The organism is Streptomyces sp. NPDC087906, from assembly GCF_055584925.1.
Genome location: NZ_JBVJLC010000009.1, coordinates 137,264 through 152,311 on the forward strand (window position 1 = coordinate 137,264; position 15,048 = coordinate 152,311).

Annotated in this window: 14 protein-coding genes; 7 read left to right on the forward strand and 7 right to left on the reverse strand. The window is 72.4% G+C overall.

Annotation, left to right across the window (positions count from 1 at the left end):
* Nucleotides 1-20: 20 nt before the first annotated feature.
* The 3 genes from ACZ63I_RS25105 (at nt 21) to ACZ63I_RS25115 (ending at nt 3,814) form a co-directional block, all read left to right on the forward strand.
* Entirely contained in the window at nt 21-1,409 is a 1,389-nt protein-coding gene (locus ACZ63I_RS25105) for an HtaA domain-containing protein (RefSeq protein ID WP_469341246.1), read from the forward strand.
* 61 nt (nt 1,410-1,470) lie between these two features.
* Nucleotides 1,471-3,066, forward strand: coding sequence for an HtaA domain-containing protein (locus ACZ63I_RS25110; protein WP_469341247.1), 1,596 nt, complete (start codon nt 1,471-1,473; stop codon nt 3,064-3,066).
* Nucleotides 3,067-3,202: 136 nt separating this feature from the next.
* Nucleotides 3,203-3,814, forward strand: coding sequence for a PhzF family phenazine biosynthesis protein (locus ACZ63I_RS25115; RefSeq protein WP_469341373.1), 612 nt, complete (start codon nt 3,203-3,205; stop codon nt 3,812-3,814).
* A gap of 22 nt (nt 3,815-3,836) precedes the next feature.
* Here ACZ63I_RS25115 and ACZ63I_RS25120 read toward each other — a convergent pair whose 3' ends face one another.
* Together ACZ63I_RS25120 and map are read right to left on the reverse strand one after the other, a co-directional pair.
* Entirely contained in the window at nt 3,837-4,502 is a 666-nt protein-coding gene (locus ACZ63I_RS25120; protein WP_469341248.1) for a biliverdin-producing heme oxygenase, read from the reverse strand.
* 190 nt (nt 4,503-4,692) lie between these two features.
* Nucleotides 4,693-5,550 carry a type I methionyl aminopeptidase gene (gene map, locus ACZ63I_RS25125; protein WP_469341249.1) on the reverse strand — a complete coding sequence of 286 codons (858 nt, stop codon included), beginning with the start codon at nt 5,548-5,550 and terminating at the stop codon, nt 4,693-4,695.
* 68 nt (nt 5,551-5,618) lie between these two features.
* Between map and ACZ63I_RS25130 the strand changes: the two genes are divergently transcribed.
* Nucleotides 5,619-5,849 carry a hypothetical protein gene (locus ACZ63I_RS25130; protein WP_469341250.1) on the forward strand — a complete coding sequence of 77 codons (231 nt, stop codon included), beginning with the start codon at nt 5,619-5,621 and terminating at the stop codon, nt 5,847-5,849.
* A 79-nt stretch (nt 5,850-5,928) separates the two neighbouring features.
* Here ACZ63I_RS25130 and ACZ63I_RS25135 read toward each other — a convergent pair whose 3' ends face one another.
* Nucleotides 5,929-6,540, reverse strand: a complete 612-nt coding sequence (locus ACZ63I_RS25135; protein WP_469341251.1) for a hypothetical protein — start codon at nt 6,538-6,540, stop codon at nt 5,929-5,931.
* Between the two features lie 109 nt (nt 6,541-6,649).
* On the opposite strand from ACZ63I_RS25135, the gene npdG reads away from it, so the two are divergent.
* Both npdG and ACZ63I_RS25145 read left to right on the forward strand, forming a co-directional pair.
* Nucleotides 6,650-7,363 carry an NADPH-dependent F420 reductase gene (gene npdG, locus ACZ63I_RS25140; RefSeq protein WP_469341252.1) on the forward strand — a complete coding sequence of 238 codons (714 nt, stop codon included), beginning with the start codon at nt 6,650-6,652 and terminating at the stop codon, nt 7,361-7,363.
* 84 nt (nt 7,364-7,447) lie between these two features.
* On the forward strand, nt 7,448-7,642 hold the full coding sequence (locus ACZ63I_RS25145; protein ID WP_469341253.1) for a hypothetical protein: 195 nt from the start codon (nt 7,448-7,450) through the stop codon (nt 7,640-7,642).
* On the opposite strand, the gene ACZ63I_RS25150 is transcribed toward ACZ63I_RS25145, so the two are convergent.
* Nucleotides 7,632-8,453: a site-2 protease family protein gene (locus ACZ63I_RS25150; protein ID WP_469341254.1), complete on the reverse strand. Its 822-nt coding sequence runs from the start codon at nt 8,451-8,453 to the stop codon at nt 7,632-7,634. The two genes, ACZ63I_RS25145 and ACZ63I_RS25150, sit on opposite strands and share 11 nt — an antisense overlap.
* A 191-nt stretch (nt 8,454-8,644) precedes the next feature.
* On the opposite strand from ACZ63I_RS25150, the gene ACZ63I_RS25155 reads away from it, so the two are divergent.
* Entirely contained in the window at nt 8,645-11,974 is a 3,330-nt protein-coding gene (locus tag ACZ63I_RS25155) for an ATP-binding protein (RefSeq protein ID WP_469341255.1), read from the forward strand.
* A 24-nt stretch (nt 11,975-11,998) separates the two neighbouring features.
* Here the strand turns inward: ACZ63I_RS25155 and ACZ63I_RS25160 are convergent, their stop codons facing one another.
* From ACZ63I_RS25160 to panB, 3 genes are all read right to left on the reverse strand, one after another.
* Nucleotides 11,999-12,853, reverse strand: coding sequence for an ABC transporter permease (locus ACZ63I_RS25160; RefSeq protein WP_469341256.1), 855 nt, complete (start codon nt 12,851-12,853; stop codon nt 11,999-12,001).
* On the reverse strand, nt 12,850-13,887 hold the full coding sequence (locus ACZ63I_RS25165; protein WP_469341257.1) for an ATP-binding cassette domain-containing protein: 1,038 nt from the start codon (nt 13,885-13,887) through the stop codon (nt 12,850-12,852). Before ACZ63I_RS25165 ends, ACZ63I_RS25160 begins: the two co-directional genes overlap by 4 nt.
* Before the next feature lie 219 nt (nt 13,888-14,106).
* Nucleotides 14,107-14,982: a 3-methyl-2-oxobutanoate hydroxymethyltransferase gene (gene panB / locus ACZ63I_RS25170; RefSeq protein WP_469341258.1), complete on the reverse strand. Its 876-nt coding sequence runs from the start codon at nt 14,980-14,982 to the stop codon at nt 14,107-14,109.
* Between the last annotated feature and the right edge of the window lie 66 nt (nt 14,983-15,048).

Genomic DNA, 15,048 nt, shown 5'->3' on the forward strand with positions numbered 1-15,048 from the left:
CGCCCTCCAGGAGTCCCGCTATGCTGCCCTTCAGACCCGTGCGCGTACTTGCCGCCGCACTGCTCGTCGCCCTGCCGGGAGCGCTGCTCCCCGCAGGCGGCGCGCAGGCGGCGGACCGTACGGTGCGGGGCGGCAGACTCGTCTGGGGCATCAAGTCCTCGTTCCAGAGCTATGTCACCGGGCCCATCGCGAACGGGAGTTGGCGCCTCACCGGAGGCGCGGCGACCGTCGGCGGCAGCCAGTTCCAGTTCCACTCGGCCACCGGCTCCTACGACCCGGACAGCGGCGCGCTGCGGGCCGGCTTCTCGGGCGGCGTGCACTTCCTCGGCCACCGCAAGACGGACGGCTCGTACGAACTCGACCTCACCATCAGCCGGCCGACGGTGCGGATCTCCGGCGGCGCGGGCACCCTCTACGCGGACATGACCAGCAAGGCCAAGGGGTCCGGCAGGGTCAGTACGGCAGCCCAGGTCCCGCTCGCCACCCTCGGCCTGTCCGGCATCTCCATGCGCGGCGGCTCGACCCCCGTCACCCTCAACAACCTCCCTGCCAGGCTCACCGCGCAGGGCGCCACCGCCTTCGCCGGGTACTACACGGCCGGTACCGCGCTCGACCCGGTCAGCCTCTCGGTCGACACACTGACCCCCGCCGAGCCGGCCCCGGCGACGACGTCCGCGTCGAAACCGGGCACACCGAAATCCCGCACACCGAAGAAACACACCGCCGGCGCCTTCCGGACGGCGGCCGTCGACTGGGGCGTCCGCCGCACCTACCGCGAGTACGTCACCGGCCCCATCGCCCAGGGGAAGTGGACGCTGAGCGGCGGCGCGCAGGACGGCGGCGCGCTGTTCCGCTTCCCGCGCGGGAAGGGCAGCTACGACCCCGCCCACCGCACACTGGACGCGGCCTTCGACGGCAGTGTCCGCTTCCAGGGCACCGGACTCGACCTGACACTGACCAAGGTCACCGTGCGGGTGAAGGACGGCACCGGCACGCTGTCCGCGAACGCCGTGCCCCTGGTGACGTTCCCCGCGCAGGACCTCACCGCCAAGAAGGGGCTGGTACGGGTCAACGAGGCTCCCACCAAGCTCACTTCGCGGGGCGCCAAGGTCTTCGGCTCCCTCTACGGGGCGGGCACGGCGATGGACCCCCTCTCGCTCGCCGTCGCCGTCGACACGAAGGCCCAACTGCCCGCCCTGCCCGACCTCGGCAGCGACACCGCCCTGGCCGCGTCGGCGGCGCCGTCCGCGCCGCCGCGCGCCACCACCGACCCCACCGAGCAGCCCGCCGAAGCCGCTTCGTCCGCGCCGTCCACCGGCGCCGGGACCTACGCGGCGATCGGCGCCGGTGTGCTCGTCCTCGCGGCACTCGGCGTGTACGTCGCCCTCAGGCGACGCACCGCGCGCTGAGCCCGCTCGCACCACCCCCTCACGCAGCACGACACACCACCTCAGAGGAGACCTCCGAACCATGGCAACCACCGCCCGTCCCATAGCACTCGCCGCCGCCGTAGCGACGGTGACCGCCCTGGGAGCGACGGCCTTCGCGCTCCCGGCGTTCGCCGCCGGCAGACCCGCCGCGGCGCAGGCGGCGCCCGCCGCCGCACCGAAGCTCGCGCTGACCGACTCCACCCTGGACTGGGGCCTCAAGCAGTCCTTCCGCTCCTACGTGACCGGTATCGCCGCCGGCACCGTCACCCCGTCCGACGGCGCCACCCAGGCGGCCGGCAACGGCGCCTTCACCTTCGGCAACGGCACCGGCTCCTACGACCCGGCCACCCACAACGTCAGCACGGACTTCGACGGCGCCGTGCGCTTCTCGTCGGCCGCCCACGGCTTCGACATCAAGGTCGCCGACGTCAAGCTCGTCACCGAGGGCACCACAGGCGCCATCCAGGCGGACGTCACCCTCAACGGCGCCACCCAGGACGACATCGACCTCGCCTCGATCGACCTGGCGGGCGTCCGCCCGGAGACGGCCGACGGCGCGATGGTCTTCAAGGACATCCCGGCCAAGCTGACCGCCGACGGCGCCAAGGCGTTCAACGGCATGTACGCGGAAGGCACGGCGCTCGACCCGGCCACGCTCGCCGTCCACTACGCGACCCCGGAGCCCGACCCCTCGCCGACCGTCACCGACCCCGGCACAGACCCGGAGCCCACCCCCACCGAGACCGCGCCCACCGACCCGCCCGCGACCACGAAGCCCACCCCGACGCCCACCGGCTCGACCCCGGTCCCGCCCTCCGCCTCCCAGCCGGCCGCCGTGGACGGCGCGATCGTGGACGGCAACCTCGACTGGGGCGTCAAGGAGTCCTTCCGTACGTACATCACGGGCCCGATCGCGGCCGGCAAGGTCGAACTCGCCGCGGGCGCCACCCAGTCGGGCGCCGCGTACCGCTTCCCCAAGGGCACCGGCACCTTCGACGCCGACGCGCAGAGCCTGGCCGCGTCCTTCGGCGGCAGCGTCCGCTTCCTCGGCCACCAGGAGGCAGGCGAGTACGTCCTCGACCTCACCCTCAGCGGCTTCCAGGTCGCGGTGAAGGACGGCAAGGGCACGCTCGTCGCCGATGTGGCCACCAAGGACCGCGAGACGCGCAAGGTCTCGACGTACCAGGACCTGACCTTCGCCACGCTCGACCTCCCGGCCGGTGAACTCGCCGCCAAGGACGGCGTGCTGACCCTGAGCGCCGTCCCCGCGACCCTCACCGCCGACGGCACCAAGGCGTTCGGCGGGATGTACCCGGCGGGCACGGCCCTCGACACGCTCACACTCGCGGTCTCCCTGGACGCGGACGCCGACCTCCCCGGCGGCATCGGCGGCAACGGCGGTACGGGTGGCACGGACAGCCCGTCCGGCAGCACGGGCGGCTCCGGCACCGGCGGCACCACGGGCGGCGGTTCCGTCGGCGGCAGCGGTCTGACGACCGACACCGGCGCCCTCGCCTCCACCGGCTCCGACCTGCCCACCGGCGCCCTCCTCGGCGCCGCCGGCGCCATCGCTGCGGCGGGCGCAGCCGTCGTCTTCGCCGCGCGCCGCCGCCGTACGGCACCGCACGCCGGCTGACCCGACAGCGCACGCGCACGGCCGCACCGCCCGAGAACCGGCGGTGCGGCCGTGCGCGCCGTGGTGCTTCAATGCCGGGGTGACTGACATCGACGTGCTCCGCGTCTTCTGCGCCGCCGACGGCCGGCACGGCAACATGCTCGGCGTCGTGCGCGAGGGCGGAAACCATCCCGACCAGGCGTCCCGGCAGGCCATCGCCGCCGAACTCGGCTACAGCGAGACGGTGTTCGTCGACGACCCGGAGCGCGGCGTGGTGGACATCTACACACCGGGGCTGCGGCTGCCGTTCGCGGGACACCCGCTGGTGGGGGTCGCCTGGCTGCTCGACGTGGAAGCGGTCAACCCGCCGGCGGGCGAGGTGTGGGTGCGCCAGGACGGCGAGTTCACCTGGATCACCGCACGGCCCGAATGGGCGCCGCCGCGCGAGCTGCGGCAGTACGGCTCCGTCGCCGAGGTCGACGCGCTGCCCGCGCCGCCGCCCGGCGAGGGCTGGCTCTACGCCTGGGCCTGGCAGGACGAGGCGGCGGGCCGGGTCAGGGCCCGCGCCTTTCCGCGCCGGGACGACGGCATCGACGAGGACGAGGCCACGGGCGCAGCGGCGCTGCTGCTCACGGACCGGCTCGGCCGCGCCCTGAACATCACCCAGGGCCGCGGCTCCCAGCTCATCACGGCGCCCGCCCCGGACGGCGAGATCGAACTCGGCGGCCGGGTGCGGTTGTTGGGGCCTGCGGGCGACGACCCCGCCTAGGGAGCGTCCGGCCCCGGTACGGTCACGCGGTGCGTGAGAAGGACGCGGTCAGCTCGGCGAACACGGCGCCGTTGAAGTCGAAAGCGCGCTTGCACTCCTCGACCATGCGGCGCTTCTCCAGCTCGTCGGCCGCCACCGTGTCGAGCATCTCGCGGTAACTCCGCTTGAAGGCCGCCGGGTTGGCGATCGACTCGAAGACGTAGAACCGCACCCCGTCGCCCTTGCGGGCGAAGCCCCAGGTCTTCTCCGCCGTGTCGCGGACGATCTGGCCGCCGGACAGGTCGCCGAGGTAGCGCGTGTAGTGGTGGGCGACGTAACCGCCCGGCCAGGTGCGGGCGCACTCCTCTATTCGCGCCGCGTATGTGGCCGTCGCCGGCAGCGGCTCCAGCCCGGTGCGCCAGTCGGCGCCCTTCAGATACGCGAGATCGCGCTCCAGCTCGGGCGTGCGGGCCAGCTCCGTCCGGACGAAGGGGCCGGCCACCGGATCGTCCGCCAGCAGGTCGGTGGCGCGTTCCAGCGCCCCGTAGACGAACCACAGTTGCTCGGTGTACCGGGTGTAGGCGTCCACGCCGAGCCCGCCGTCGAGCATGTCGGTCATGAAGGTGGAGGTGTTCGTCCGGGTGTGCTCCTCGTGCGTGGCCTCGCGCAGGAGGGTGGAGAACGGGGTGGCGGTGGCGGTTGCGTCCAAGGCTGGCCTCCGGGGCCGAGAGGTGCGGGAGCAGGCGAACGCGCCTGCGCCGGCGGCACAGCGCGCCGCCAGCACCGATCCTCTAACTTAGGCTTACCTAAGTCAACAGTTTCCCGACGTGCTGTCGGTAAGACTTCGCCACCCCGGCGTCCGCCACCCGGCTCATGGCTCCCGCCACCCGGCGCCCGGCTCAGGGCAGCGTGAGGATCTCGGCCCCCGTCGCCGTCACCACCAGCGTGTGCTCGAACTGCGCCGTCCGCCTGCGGTCCTTCGTCACGACCGTCCAGCCGTCGTCCCACATGTCGTAGTCGTGTCCGCCGAGGGTCAGCATCGGCTCGATGGTGAACGTCATGCCCTGCTTGATCACGGTCGTGGCCTGCGGGCTGTCGTAGTGCGGGATCACCAGACCCGAGTGGAACGAGGTATTGATGCCGTGCCCGGTGAAGTCCCTGACCACGCCGTAGCCGAAGCGCTTCGCGTACGACTCGATGACGCGCCCGATGACATTGATCTGCCGGCCCGGCCTGACGGCCTTGATCGCGCGGTTCAGCGACTCGCGGGTCCGCTCGACGAGCAGCCGCGACTCCTCGTCCACATCGCCGCAGAGATACGTGGCGTTGGTGTCGCCGTGCACACCGTGGATGTAGGCGGTGACGTCCAGATTCACGATGTCGCCGTCCCGCAGCACGGTCGAGTCCGGGATCCCGTGGCAGATCACCTCGTTGACCGAGGTGCACAGCGACTTGGGGAAGCCCCGGTAGCCGAGCGTCGAGGGGTAGGCGCCGTGGTCGCACATGTACGCGTGGGCCACCCGGTCCAGCTCGTCCGTGGTCACCCCGGGCGCGATGTGCTTCGCCGCCTCCTCCCGCGCGTCGGCCGCGATCCGGCCCGCGATCCGCATCCGCTCGATGATCTCGTCGGTCTGCGCCTCAGGCCCGGTGTACCGCGCCGGCATCGGTTTCCCGACGTACTCGGGGCGCCGGATGTTTCCGGGGACGGAGCGTGCGGGAGAGAGCTCCCCTGGTACGAGCAGCGACTGGCCAGACATAACAAAGAGTCTATCCAGCGTTCGAACGCCCCTCATGGGGCAGCATGGCGTCGAGGGAAGGAATGAAGATGGCCCTGTTCAAGAAGCGCACAGCCGGCAAACCCGGCGAGTGGTACTACTGCCTGCAGCACAAGAAGGTCGAGGAGGGCCCCGACTGCCCGGCCAAGGACCGGATGGGGCCCTACGCCTCCCGCCAGGAGGCCGAGCACGCGATGGAGACGGCGCGCGAGCGCAACGAGGAGTGGGAGAACGACCCCCACTGGCACGACGCGAACCGCGGCGACGGCCCGACCTCCTGAGCCCGATCTCCTGAGCCCGATCTCCTGAGGGTGCGCGGTGCAACCGCGTTTCGTACGGTGCGCTCCCGCGCCGCGCCCCCTACCAGCGGGCCGGGGGCGGCGCCGTCAGCCGGTCGGCGAACCGGGAGAGCCGGTCCCTGAAGCGCCGCCGGCCGCGCGGTCCCGGCACGCTGTTCTCCCCGGCCGCCGCGCTGACCAGATGCTGCACTGTGTCGAAGTCCACACCCGGCACCGCGTCGGACTCCAGCACCGTCAGCGCCTCGTGGGCGAGGCCGTGCACCTCCGGGTCGCCGCTGTCGAGCGCCAGCACCGTCGCACCGGCCCTGCGCGCGTCGTGCACCCGCTCCAGCAGCCCCTCGCCCGGTCGGTCGGGCGCCACCACGAGCAGCGTCGAGCCCCGGCCCGCCCCGGCGAGCCGGCCGAGCCCGACGGCGAGATGAGCCGGTTCGCCCGGCCGCACCTGGTGCCGTACCAGCGTGGGGGCCAGCTCGGGCTGCCCCGACCAGGCCGCCTCGTCGACCAGATGCGCCGCCAGATGCCACGGCTCGTACTCCTCCGTGCCGACCAGCAGCAGCCCACCGCCCTGCGGGACGACGGAGGAGCGCAGCGTCCCGGCGAACCGCCGGGTCGCCGACGGCCAGCGCGTACCGGCCAGAACTTCCCGCAGCAGGGCGACACGTACGGCATCCATGGCGCCGCATCCTGCCGCAGCCCGCCCCGCCCACACCCGCCGATCGGCCGCGCCTCACCCGAACGGGGAGCGCCGACGCGATCCGCCGACGCGAACTAATGTCAGTGGCATGACTTCTACTGACGACGGCAGCGCCGCGCCCAAGCCCCCCGCCAAGGACCCCTGGGACCTTCCCGATGTGTCAGGTCTCGTGGTCGGCGTGCTCGGCGGCACCGGCGACCAGGGCCGCGGTCTCGCCTACCGGCTGGCCAGGGCGGGACAGAAAGTGATCATCGGCTCGCGCGCCGCCGAGCGCGCCGAGGCGGCGGCGGCCGAACTCGGCCACGGCGTCGAGGGCGCGGCCAACGCCGACTGCGCGAGCCGCAGCGACGTGATCATCGTCGCCGTGCCGTGGGACGGCCATGCCAAGACCCTGGAGTCCCTCAAGGCCGAACTGGCGGGCAAGCTCGTCATCGACTGCGTCAACCCGCTCGGCTTCGACAAGAAGGGCGCCTACGCCCTCACCCCCGAGGAGGGCAGCGCGGCCGAACAGGCCGCCGCGCTCCTGCCGGACTCCCGGGTGACCGCCGCCTTCCACCACCTCTCGGCGGTGCTGCTCCAGGACCCGGAGATCGAGCTGATCGACACCGATGTGATGGTGCTCGGTGAGGTACGGGCCGACACGGACCTCGTCCAGGCGCTCGCCGCCCGGATCCCCGGCATGCGGGGCGTCTTCGCGGGCCGGCTGCGCAACGCCCACCAGGTCGAGTCGCTGGTCGCCAACCTGATCTCGATGAACCGCCGTTACAAGGCCCACGCGGGCCTGCGCGCCACGGACGTCTGACCGGCGTCCGCCGGGCGGCGGGCATGGGGGACACTGGACGGCGTACGACCGCAGTCCGGAAGCCGCCGACAGGAGCCGACCCCCATGCCCCGCCTCGCCGTGTACGCCACCGTCGTCTGCGTCCTCGCCGTCGCAGCCGCCGTCATCTCCTTCGTCCAGGGCAATCTGCTCGGCATCGTATGGGTGCTGATCGCGGGACTCTCGTCCAACATGTCCTGGTACTACCTGCGCAGGGCGAAGGCGGAGCGCGCGGCCCGTACGACGACCGTCACCGGCTGAAGCCGAGCCCGGCGCCCGCCTTGCAGTACGGGTCGGTGCTCGTCCAGAACTGGTAGAGGTTCTGCCCGCAGTAGGCCGCGTTCGGGTTGCTGACGCCCAGCCACCGCAGCACCGCGTCGACCGCGTCGAAGAAGCCCTCGTTCACGCTGCCGATGTACAGGATGACGAACACCGCGATCAGCCCGAACGGTGCGAACGGCTCGACCTGGCGGCGGATCCTGTACGAGAGCCAGGGCTCGATCACTCCGTAGCCGTCGAGCCCCGGCACCGGCAGGAAGTTCAGGATCGCGCCGGTGACCTGGAGCAGCGCGAGGAACGCCAGCGCGTACTGGAACTCCATCGGTACCCCGTCGAGCCCGCCCAGCCAGAACGGCGCCGTGCAGACGACGGCGAACAGCGCGTTGGTCAGCGGGCCCGCCGCCGAGATGAGGCTGTGCTTCCAGCGGCCCTGGATGCGGCCCCGTTCGATGAAGACCGCACCGCCGGGCAGCCCGATCCCGCCGAGGATCACGAAGACCACCGGCAGCACGATGCTCAGCAGCGCGTGCGTGTACTTGAGCGGGTTGAGCGTCAGATAGCCCTTGCCGGGGATGGAGATGTCACCGCTGTGCAGGGCGCTGCGGGCGTGCGCGTACTCGTGCAGGCAGAGCGAGACGATCCAGCCGCCCGTGACGAACAGGAAGACGGCGAAACCGGCGCTGGCCGCGTACCTCTCCCACACGGCCCAGCCTGCCACCGCGGTGACGGCGACGATCCCGACGAAGACGGGACTGATCCGCCGGTCGCTGTTGCGGTTGATGGCGGTGGTCATGGGTGGTTCTCCCGTTGGTCGGCGGCTGTGCGGATCGACCGTACTGGTGACGCGGGGGAAACGACCCGACGGGGCACCTGGTTCCCCCGGTCCCGTCGGCGTCCGGGTGGTCGCCCGGGTGGTCGCCCGGCACAGCGCCGGAAGCGTGCGGACGGTGTGAGCTGCCGGGCGCGTACAGGGACAATGGGGCCATGCGTATCTCCGTCCTCGGCACGACCCGGGCATTGCACGACGACGGCACCCCCGTCGCCATCGGCGGGGCGCGGCTGCGTGCCCTGCTGACGGCCCTCGCGCTGCGGCCCGGCCGTACCGTGCCCGTCGCCGTGCTCGTGGCCGAGGTGTGGGACGGCGATCCGCCCGCCGACGCGGTGGGCGCCGTGCAGGCCCTGGTGGGCCGGTTGCGGCGGGCGCTCGGCTCCGGCGCCGTCGCCTCGTACGAAGGGGGCTACCAGCTCGGCGTCGACGCGGAGGACGTGGATCTGCACCGCTTCGGCCGGCTCGCCGACGAGGGCGCCAGGGCGCTGCGGGCGGGCGACCCGGCCAAGGCGGCGGGGCTGCTCGACGACGCGCTCGGGCTCTGGCACGGGCCTGCCCTGACCGACCTCCCGGAGCGCGCGCCCGAGGCGGTCCGCTGGGAGACCCGGCGGACCGGCGCCCGCAAGGCCCGGCTGGCCGCCGCTGTCGCGCTGGGCGCCGCCGAGGAGTCCCTACCCGAACTGGCCGCCCTCTGCGACGAGTTCCCGCTGGACGAACCACTCCAGGCGCTGCGCATCCGCGCCCTGCGCGACGCGTCACGCCCGGCGGAGGCGCTTGCCGCGTACGAGCACGTCAGACACGCGCTCGCCGACCGGCTCGGCGCCGACCCGGGGCCCGAACTGGCCGCGCTGCACCAGGAACTGCTCCACGAAGGGCACGAGCCGCCGCCCCCGGCGCCCCCGCAGCTCCGGGGCGCCCGTCCCGCGCCCGCCGGGGCCCCCGCGAGGGCGCGCGGCAACCTCCGGGCCAGGCTCACCAGCTTCGTCGGCCGCGAGAGCGACATCGACACCCTCCGTGACGACCTCGGCCGGGCCAGGCTCGTCACCCTGCTCGGCCCCGGCGGCGCGGGCAAGACCCGGCTGTCGCAGGAGGCGGCGGAAGCGATGGCCGAGCGGTGGCCGGACGGCGTGTGGCTCGCCGAACTCGCCCCCCTCGACGACCCCAAGGGCGTCCCGGAGGCCGTACTGACCGCCCTCGGCGCCCGCGAGACCGTGCTGCGCGGCGCGGGCGCCGAAGAACTGCGCGCCGTGGAACGGCATTCCGGCGATCCGCTCGCCCGGCTGGCCGAGCACTGCGCGCGCCGCCGGATGCTGCTGATCCTCGACAACTGCGAGCATGTGATCGGCGCTGCCGCCACCCTCGCCGAGGAACTCCTGGCACACTGCCCCGAGTTGACCGTCCTGGCCACCAGCAGGGAACCGCTCGGGGTGCCCGGCGAGGCCCTGCGGCCCGTGGAGCCGCTGCCGCGCGACCCGGCGCACCAACTGTTCGCGGAGCGGGCGCGGGCGGTGCGGCCGGAGTTCGATCCGGCGGACGATCCCGCCGCTGTCGCGGAGATCTGCCGCCGGCTCGACGGGCTGCCGCTGGCGATCGAACTGGCCGCCGCCCGGCTGCGGTTGCTCACGCCGCGCCAGATCGCCGACCGGCTCGACGACCGGTTCCGGCTGCTGACCAGCGGCAGCAGGACCGTACTGCCGCGCCAGCAGACCCTGCGGGCCGTGGTCGACTGGTCCTGGGACCTGCTGGCCCTGCCCGAACGCGCCGTCCTGCGCGGGCTGTCGGTCTTCTCCGGCGGCTGCGACCTGACGGCCGCCGAGTCCGTGTGCGCGGGACCCGGCGTACCGGCCCGCGAGGTCGCCGGGCTGCTCGGCTCGCTCATCGACAAGTCCCTTGTCGTCGCGGCCCCTTCGGAGAACGGCGGCATGCGCTACCGGCTGCTGGAGACCGTCGCCGAGTACACCGCCGAGCGGCTGGACGAGGCCGGCGACCGGCAGGCCACCGAACGGCGCCATCTGACCTACTACCGCGAGCTGGCCAGGACCAGCGACCCCGAACTGCGCGGCGGCGGACAGCGCGCGGCGCTCGCCCGGCTGGAGCTGGAGAACGAGAACGTACGCACCGCGCTGCGCAGGGCCGTCGCCGCAGAGGACGAGCAGGAAGTGCTCTGCCTCGTGCTGTCACTCGCCTGGTACTGGCAGATGCGCGACCTGCGCTTCGACGCCATGCAGTGGGCGAGCGCGGGAGCGGCGCTCGGCCCCGATCCGTTCGCCCCGCCCCTGGAGCCCGCCGAGCCGGTCCACGAGCGGTGCACGGACGCGCCGCCGCCCATGAGCCCCGAGGTGCTGCTGGAGGCGCGCCGCGAGGTCCGGCTGATCGAGCTGGTCAGCATGGATCACTCGGACCGCGACTGGACCATGAACGAACGCGTCGAATGGCTCGGCTCCGTGAGCGAGGTCTACCGCGCGGGACTGCCGCAGACCTGCCGGTTCCCCGGCACGATGTGGTTCTTCTCGATGCTCTTCACCGGCCAGGGGGAACGGCTGCTGGCGGCTCTCGACGCGACGGTCGACGCCTGCGAGGACTTCGGCTTCGACTGGGAGCTGGCAGCCGCGCTCCAGACACGCGCCAACCTCCTCGCCAACCGGGGCATTTCGGCCGAGGACGCGGCCAGGGACGCCGACCGGGCCCGGGAGATCTACGAGCGGCTCGGTGACGACTGGGGCGCCGCCGAGGCGCTGTCGGCGCACGGCGAGGCCAGGGAGCGGGCCGGCGACTTCGACGGCGCCGTCGAGGACTTCACCGCGGCCATCCGCTACGCCGAAGGTCTCGGCGCCCGCGGCCATGTGACGCTGCTGCGCTGCCGGTTGGCGGGCAATCTGCTGGAGGCGGACCACGCGGAGGAGGGCGAGCGGATCCTGCGCGCGGCGCTGGCCGAGGGCGAGGAGGCGGCGGACGACCGGGCCGACCGCGAACCGGTGCCGATCGCCCGGCTGTTCCTGGCGATGTGGCTCGGCCGCAGCGGGCGCAGGGACGAGGCCAGGGAGCAACTGGAGCTGCTGCGGCCCGCGCTCACCAGCGACTCGCTGGCAGTCTTCGAGGGGTTCGCGAAGGGCGCCTTCGCCTGGCTGGACTGCGCGGACGGCGACTTCGCGCGGGCGCGCGTGCTGGCGCGGGAGGCCGCGATACAGGCGAACGAACCGCTGTCGCGGATGATCGCCCCCGAGATGGCCGCCCTGCATCTGCTGACGGCCGCCTGGGCGCTCGGCGGTCTCGGCGGGGAACGGGCGGACGACGCGGCCCGGCTGATCGGCGCGTACGAGGCCCTGCTGCCCGCGGGCCACTTCCGCGTCGCCACCGAGCGGACGATCATGCGGGGGGCGTACGAGGCCGTGCTGGCGTCGCTCGGCGGTGACACGGCCCGCTACGAGGCGGCACGCGCCGAGGGCGGCGGCCTCACGATGGAGGAGGCCGTCGCCCTCGTCTGAGCCCGGGAGCACCGGGTCGTCGGCTCAGGACTTCTTGCGGAACCTGGCCACCGCGAGCGGCGCCGTCACCAGCGTGATCCCCGCCGCCCAGGCCAGCGTGATCCACACGGAGTGGGCCACCGGGCCGCCGTTCAGCAGATTGCGCGCCGCGTCGGCGAGATTCGACAGCGGGTTGTAGTCGGTGAAGTTCTGCAGCCAGCCGGGCATCGTCGACGGCGGTGCGAAGATCGACGAGCCGAACTGCAGCGGCATCAGGACCAGCATGGCCACCCCCTGGACGGCCTGCGCCGTCTTCATGGTGAGACCCAGCAGGATGAAGACCCACATCAGGGACGCGCCGAAGACCAGCGATAGACCGACGGCGGCGAGCAGTTCCAGGACGGAGGTCCCGACGCTCATGCCGAGCAGGAAGCCCATGCCGAGCAGGATCGCCGTGGCGACCAGCATCCGGCCGATCTCGACCACGATCTTCGCGATCAGCACCGACGACCTGGCGATCGGCATCGTACGGAACCGGTCCATGACGCCCTTGCGGAAGTCGTCGTTGACTCCCGTGCCGACCGCCATCGCGATGTTCATGCCCATCATCGCCATCAGACCGGGCACCACATAGTTCACATAGGCCTCACGGCCGCCGCCGATGCTCGCGCCGACGGAGCCGCCGAAGACGTACACGAACAGCAGCGTGAAGATGATCGGCATCAGCAGGACGTCGAACATCGACTCCGGGTCCTGCTTGATCTGCAGGACGTTGCGCCGGGCCAGCGCGCCGATGTGGCGCACATTGGCGCGCAGCCCGATCCGCCCCTCGTCGACCGGCTTGCGGGCCGGTACGCCCGTCTGCTCGGGTGCGGATGCGGGAAGCGTGGTGGTGCTCATACGGCGACCTCCTCGGGCGCGGAGCCGGCGTCGGCCCCGGTGTCGGAATCGGAGGTCAGCTTCTCGCCGGTGATGGCCAGGAACACCTCGTCCAGGCTGGGCAGATGGGTGCCGATATGGGCGACGGAGAAGCCGCGCTCGGCCAGCAGTCCGATGACCGCCGTCAGTTGGCTGTCGCTGAGGATCGGAACGTACAGCAGGCCCTCGTCGGGCACCACGGACGTACCGGACACCCCGTCAAGACCCGCCTCGGTCAGCGCCCGTGCCATCGCGGGCAGTTGGGCCGGGTCCGTGGGCCTGATCTGCAGCGTGCGGCCGCCGACCTTCGCCTTCAGCTCGTCCACGGCGCCGCTGGCGACGATCTTGCCCTTGTCGATGACCGTCAGCTCGCTCGCGAGCTGCTCGGCCTCTTCCATGTACTGCGTGGTCAGCAGGACCGTCGCGCCTTCGGCGACCATCCGCTGCACCTCGTCCCAGACCTCGTTGCGGGTCCTGGGGTCGAGGCCCGTCGTCGGCTCGTCCAGGTAGAGCACGGCGGGCTGCCCGATCATCGAGGCGGCCAGGTCGAGCCTGCGCCGCATACCGCCGGAGTACTGCATCACGGGCCGCTTGGCGGAGTCCGTGAGCGAGAAGCGCTCCAGCAGCTCGTCGGCACGGCGGCGCGCGTCCTTGCGGGACAGGTCGAGCAGCCTGCCGATCATGTAGAGGTTCTCCCGGCCGGACAGCTTCTCGTCCACCGAGGCGTACTGGCCGGTGAGGCCTATGGTGCGGCGCAACTGCCTGGGCTGGCGCAGCACGTCGTAGCCCGCGACCACCGCCGTGCCCGCGTCGGGCTGGACCAGTGTGGAGAGGATCCGTACGAGAGTTGTCTTACCGGCGCCGTTGGGCCCGAGGACACCGAGGACGGTGCCTTCGCGCACGTCCAGGTCGATGCCGTCGAGCGCCTTGGTCGCGCCGTAGTGCTTGACCAGCCCCCGCACCTCGACGGCGATGCCCGTGCGGCTGCCGCTGGGGTTCTTGTCGATTCGCGTCATGGGTACATAGCACCAGACGCCACCGACAATCCACCGACAGGCCGCCGACAGGCCGCCGACACCGCCGACAACGCCCCGACACCGGGCGGGCGGCGGCCATGCGGCGGCCATGCGGCGACCGGACGACGACGTGCGACAGCCCGCCGACGGGGGATGATCGGCGGGCTGTCGGATGTGCGAGGAGTGGTCAGTGGGAGGCGCTTCGGTGCACGACGCGCGTCAGTGGAACGTGTGCTCCTCCTGCGGGAACGTTCCGCCTACGACGTCCTCGGCGAACGCCCGCGCCGCGTCGCCCATCGTCTGCCGCAGATTCGCGTACTGCTTGGTGAAGCGCGGCACCTTGCCGCCCGTGAGGCCGACCATGTCGGTGTACACGAGCACCTGCGCGTCGGTCTCGGGACCCGCGCCGATCCCGACCGTCGGAATGTGCAGGATCCGGGTCACCTCGGCGGCCAGCTCGGCCGGTACCAGCTCCAGCACGACGGCGAAGGCACCGGCGTCCTGCACGGCCTTGGCGTCGCGCAGCATCTGCTGCGCCGCCTCCTCGCCGCGCCCCTGCACCCGGTAGCCCATCGAGTTGACCGACTGCGGGGTGAGCCCGATGTGCCCCATCACCGGGATACCGGACTGCACCAGCAGCTCTATCTGGCTGTGCGAGCGCTCGCCGCCCTCCAGCTTCACCGCGCCCACGCCGGCGTCCTTCACCAGCCGCGTGGCGCTGCGCAGGGCCTGTACGGGCCCTTCCTGGTACGTGCCGAACGGCAGGTCGCCGACGATCAGCGCGCGCTTGGTGCCGCGCACGACGGCGGCGGCCAGCATCGTCATCTCGTCGAGGGTGACCGGCACGGTGGTCTCGTAGCCCAGATGACAGTTGCCCATCGAGTCGCCGACGAGCATCACGGGGATGCCGGACTCGTCGAAGACGGACGCCGTCATCGCGTCGTACGCGGTGAGCATGGGCCACTTCTCGCCGCGGTCTTTCGCCGCGGTGATGTCATGGACGGTGATGCGCCGGGAACTCTTGCCGCCGTACAGCGCCTTGCCGCTGTCGGAGTGGCTGCCCGCGGGCGGGTTCTGCGCAGAGTGGAGCGTCATGGCCGACGGCCCTTTCGTCATCTCGAGGCGCCCTGACGGCGTCCCCGGACCACACCCATGGTGGCA

Coding starts and splice junctions, on each gene's coding strand:
- ACZ63I_RS25145 (WP_469341253.1), top strand. CDS start 7,448: ATGCCCCGCCTCGCCGTGTACGCCACCGTCGTCTGCGTCCTCGCCGTC.
- ACZ63I_RS25155 (WP_469341255.1), top strand. CDS start 8,645: ATGCGTATCTCCGTCCTCGGCACGACCCGGGCATTGCACGACGACGGC.
- ACZ63I_RS25130 (WP_469341250.1), top strand. CDS start 5,619: ATGGCCCTGTTCAAGAAGCGCACAGCCGGCAAACCCGGCGAGTGGTAC.
- npdG (WP_469341252.1), top strand. CDS start 6,650: ATGACTTCTACTGACGACGGCAGCGCCGCGCCCAAGCCCCCCGCCAAG.
- ACZ63I_RS25165 (WP_469341257.1), bottom strand. CDS start 13,887: ATGACGCGAATCGACAAGAACCCCAGCGGCAGCCGCACGGGCATCGCC.
- ACZ63I_RS25115 (WP_469341373.1), top strand. CDS start 3,203: ATGCTCGGCGTCGTGCGCGAGGGCGGAAACCATCCCGACCAGGCGTCC.
- ACZ63I_RS25150 (WP_469341254.1), bottom strand. CDS start 8,453: ATGACCACCGCCATCAACCGCAACAGCGACCGGCGGATCAGTCCCGTC.
- ACZ63I_RS25135 (WP_469341251.1), bottom strand. CDS start 6,540: ATGGATGCCGTACGTGTCGCCCTGCTGCGGGAAGTTCTGGCCGGTACG.
- map (WP_469341249.1), bottom strand. CDS start 5,550: ATGTCTGGCCAGTCGCTGCTCGTACCAGGGGAGCTCTCTCCCGCACGC.
- ACZ63I_RS25160 (WP_469341256.1), bottom strand. CDS start 12,853: ATGAGCACCACCACGCTTCCCGCATCCGCACCCGAGCAGACGGGCGTA.
- panB (WP_469341258.1), bottom strand. CDS start 14,982: ATGACGCTCCACTCTGCGCAGAACCCGCCCGCGGGCAGCCACTCCGAC.
- ACZ63I_RS25110 (WP_469341247.1), top strand. CDS start 1,471: ATGGCAACCACCGCCCGTCCCATAGCACTCGCCGCCGCCGTAGCGACG.
- ACZ63I_RS25105 (WP_469341246.1), top strand. CDS start 21: ATGCTGCCCTTCAGACCCGTGCGCGTACTTGCCGCCGCACTGCTCGTC.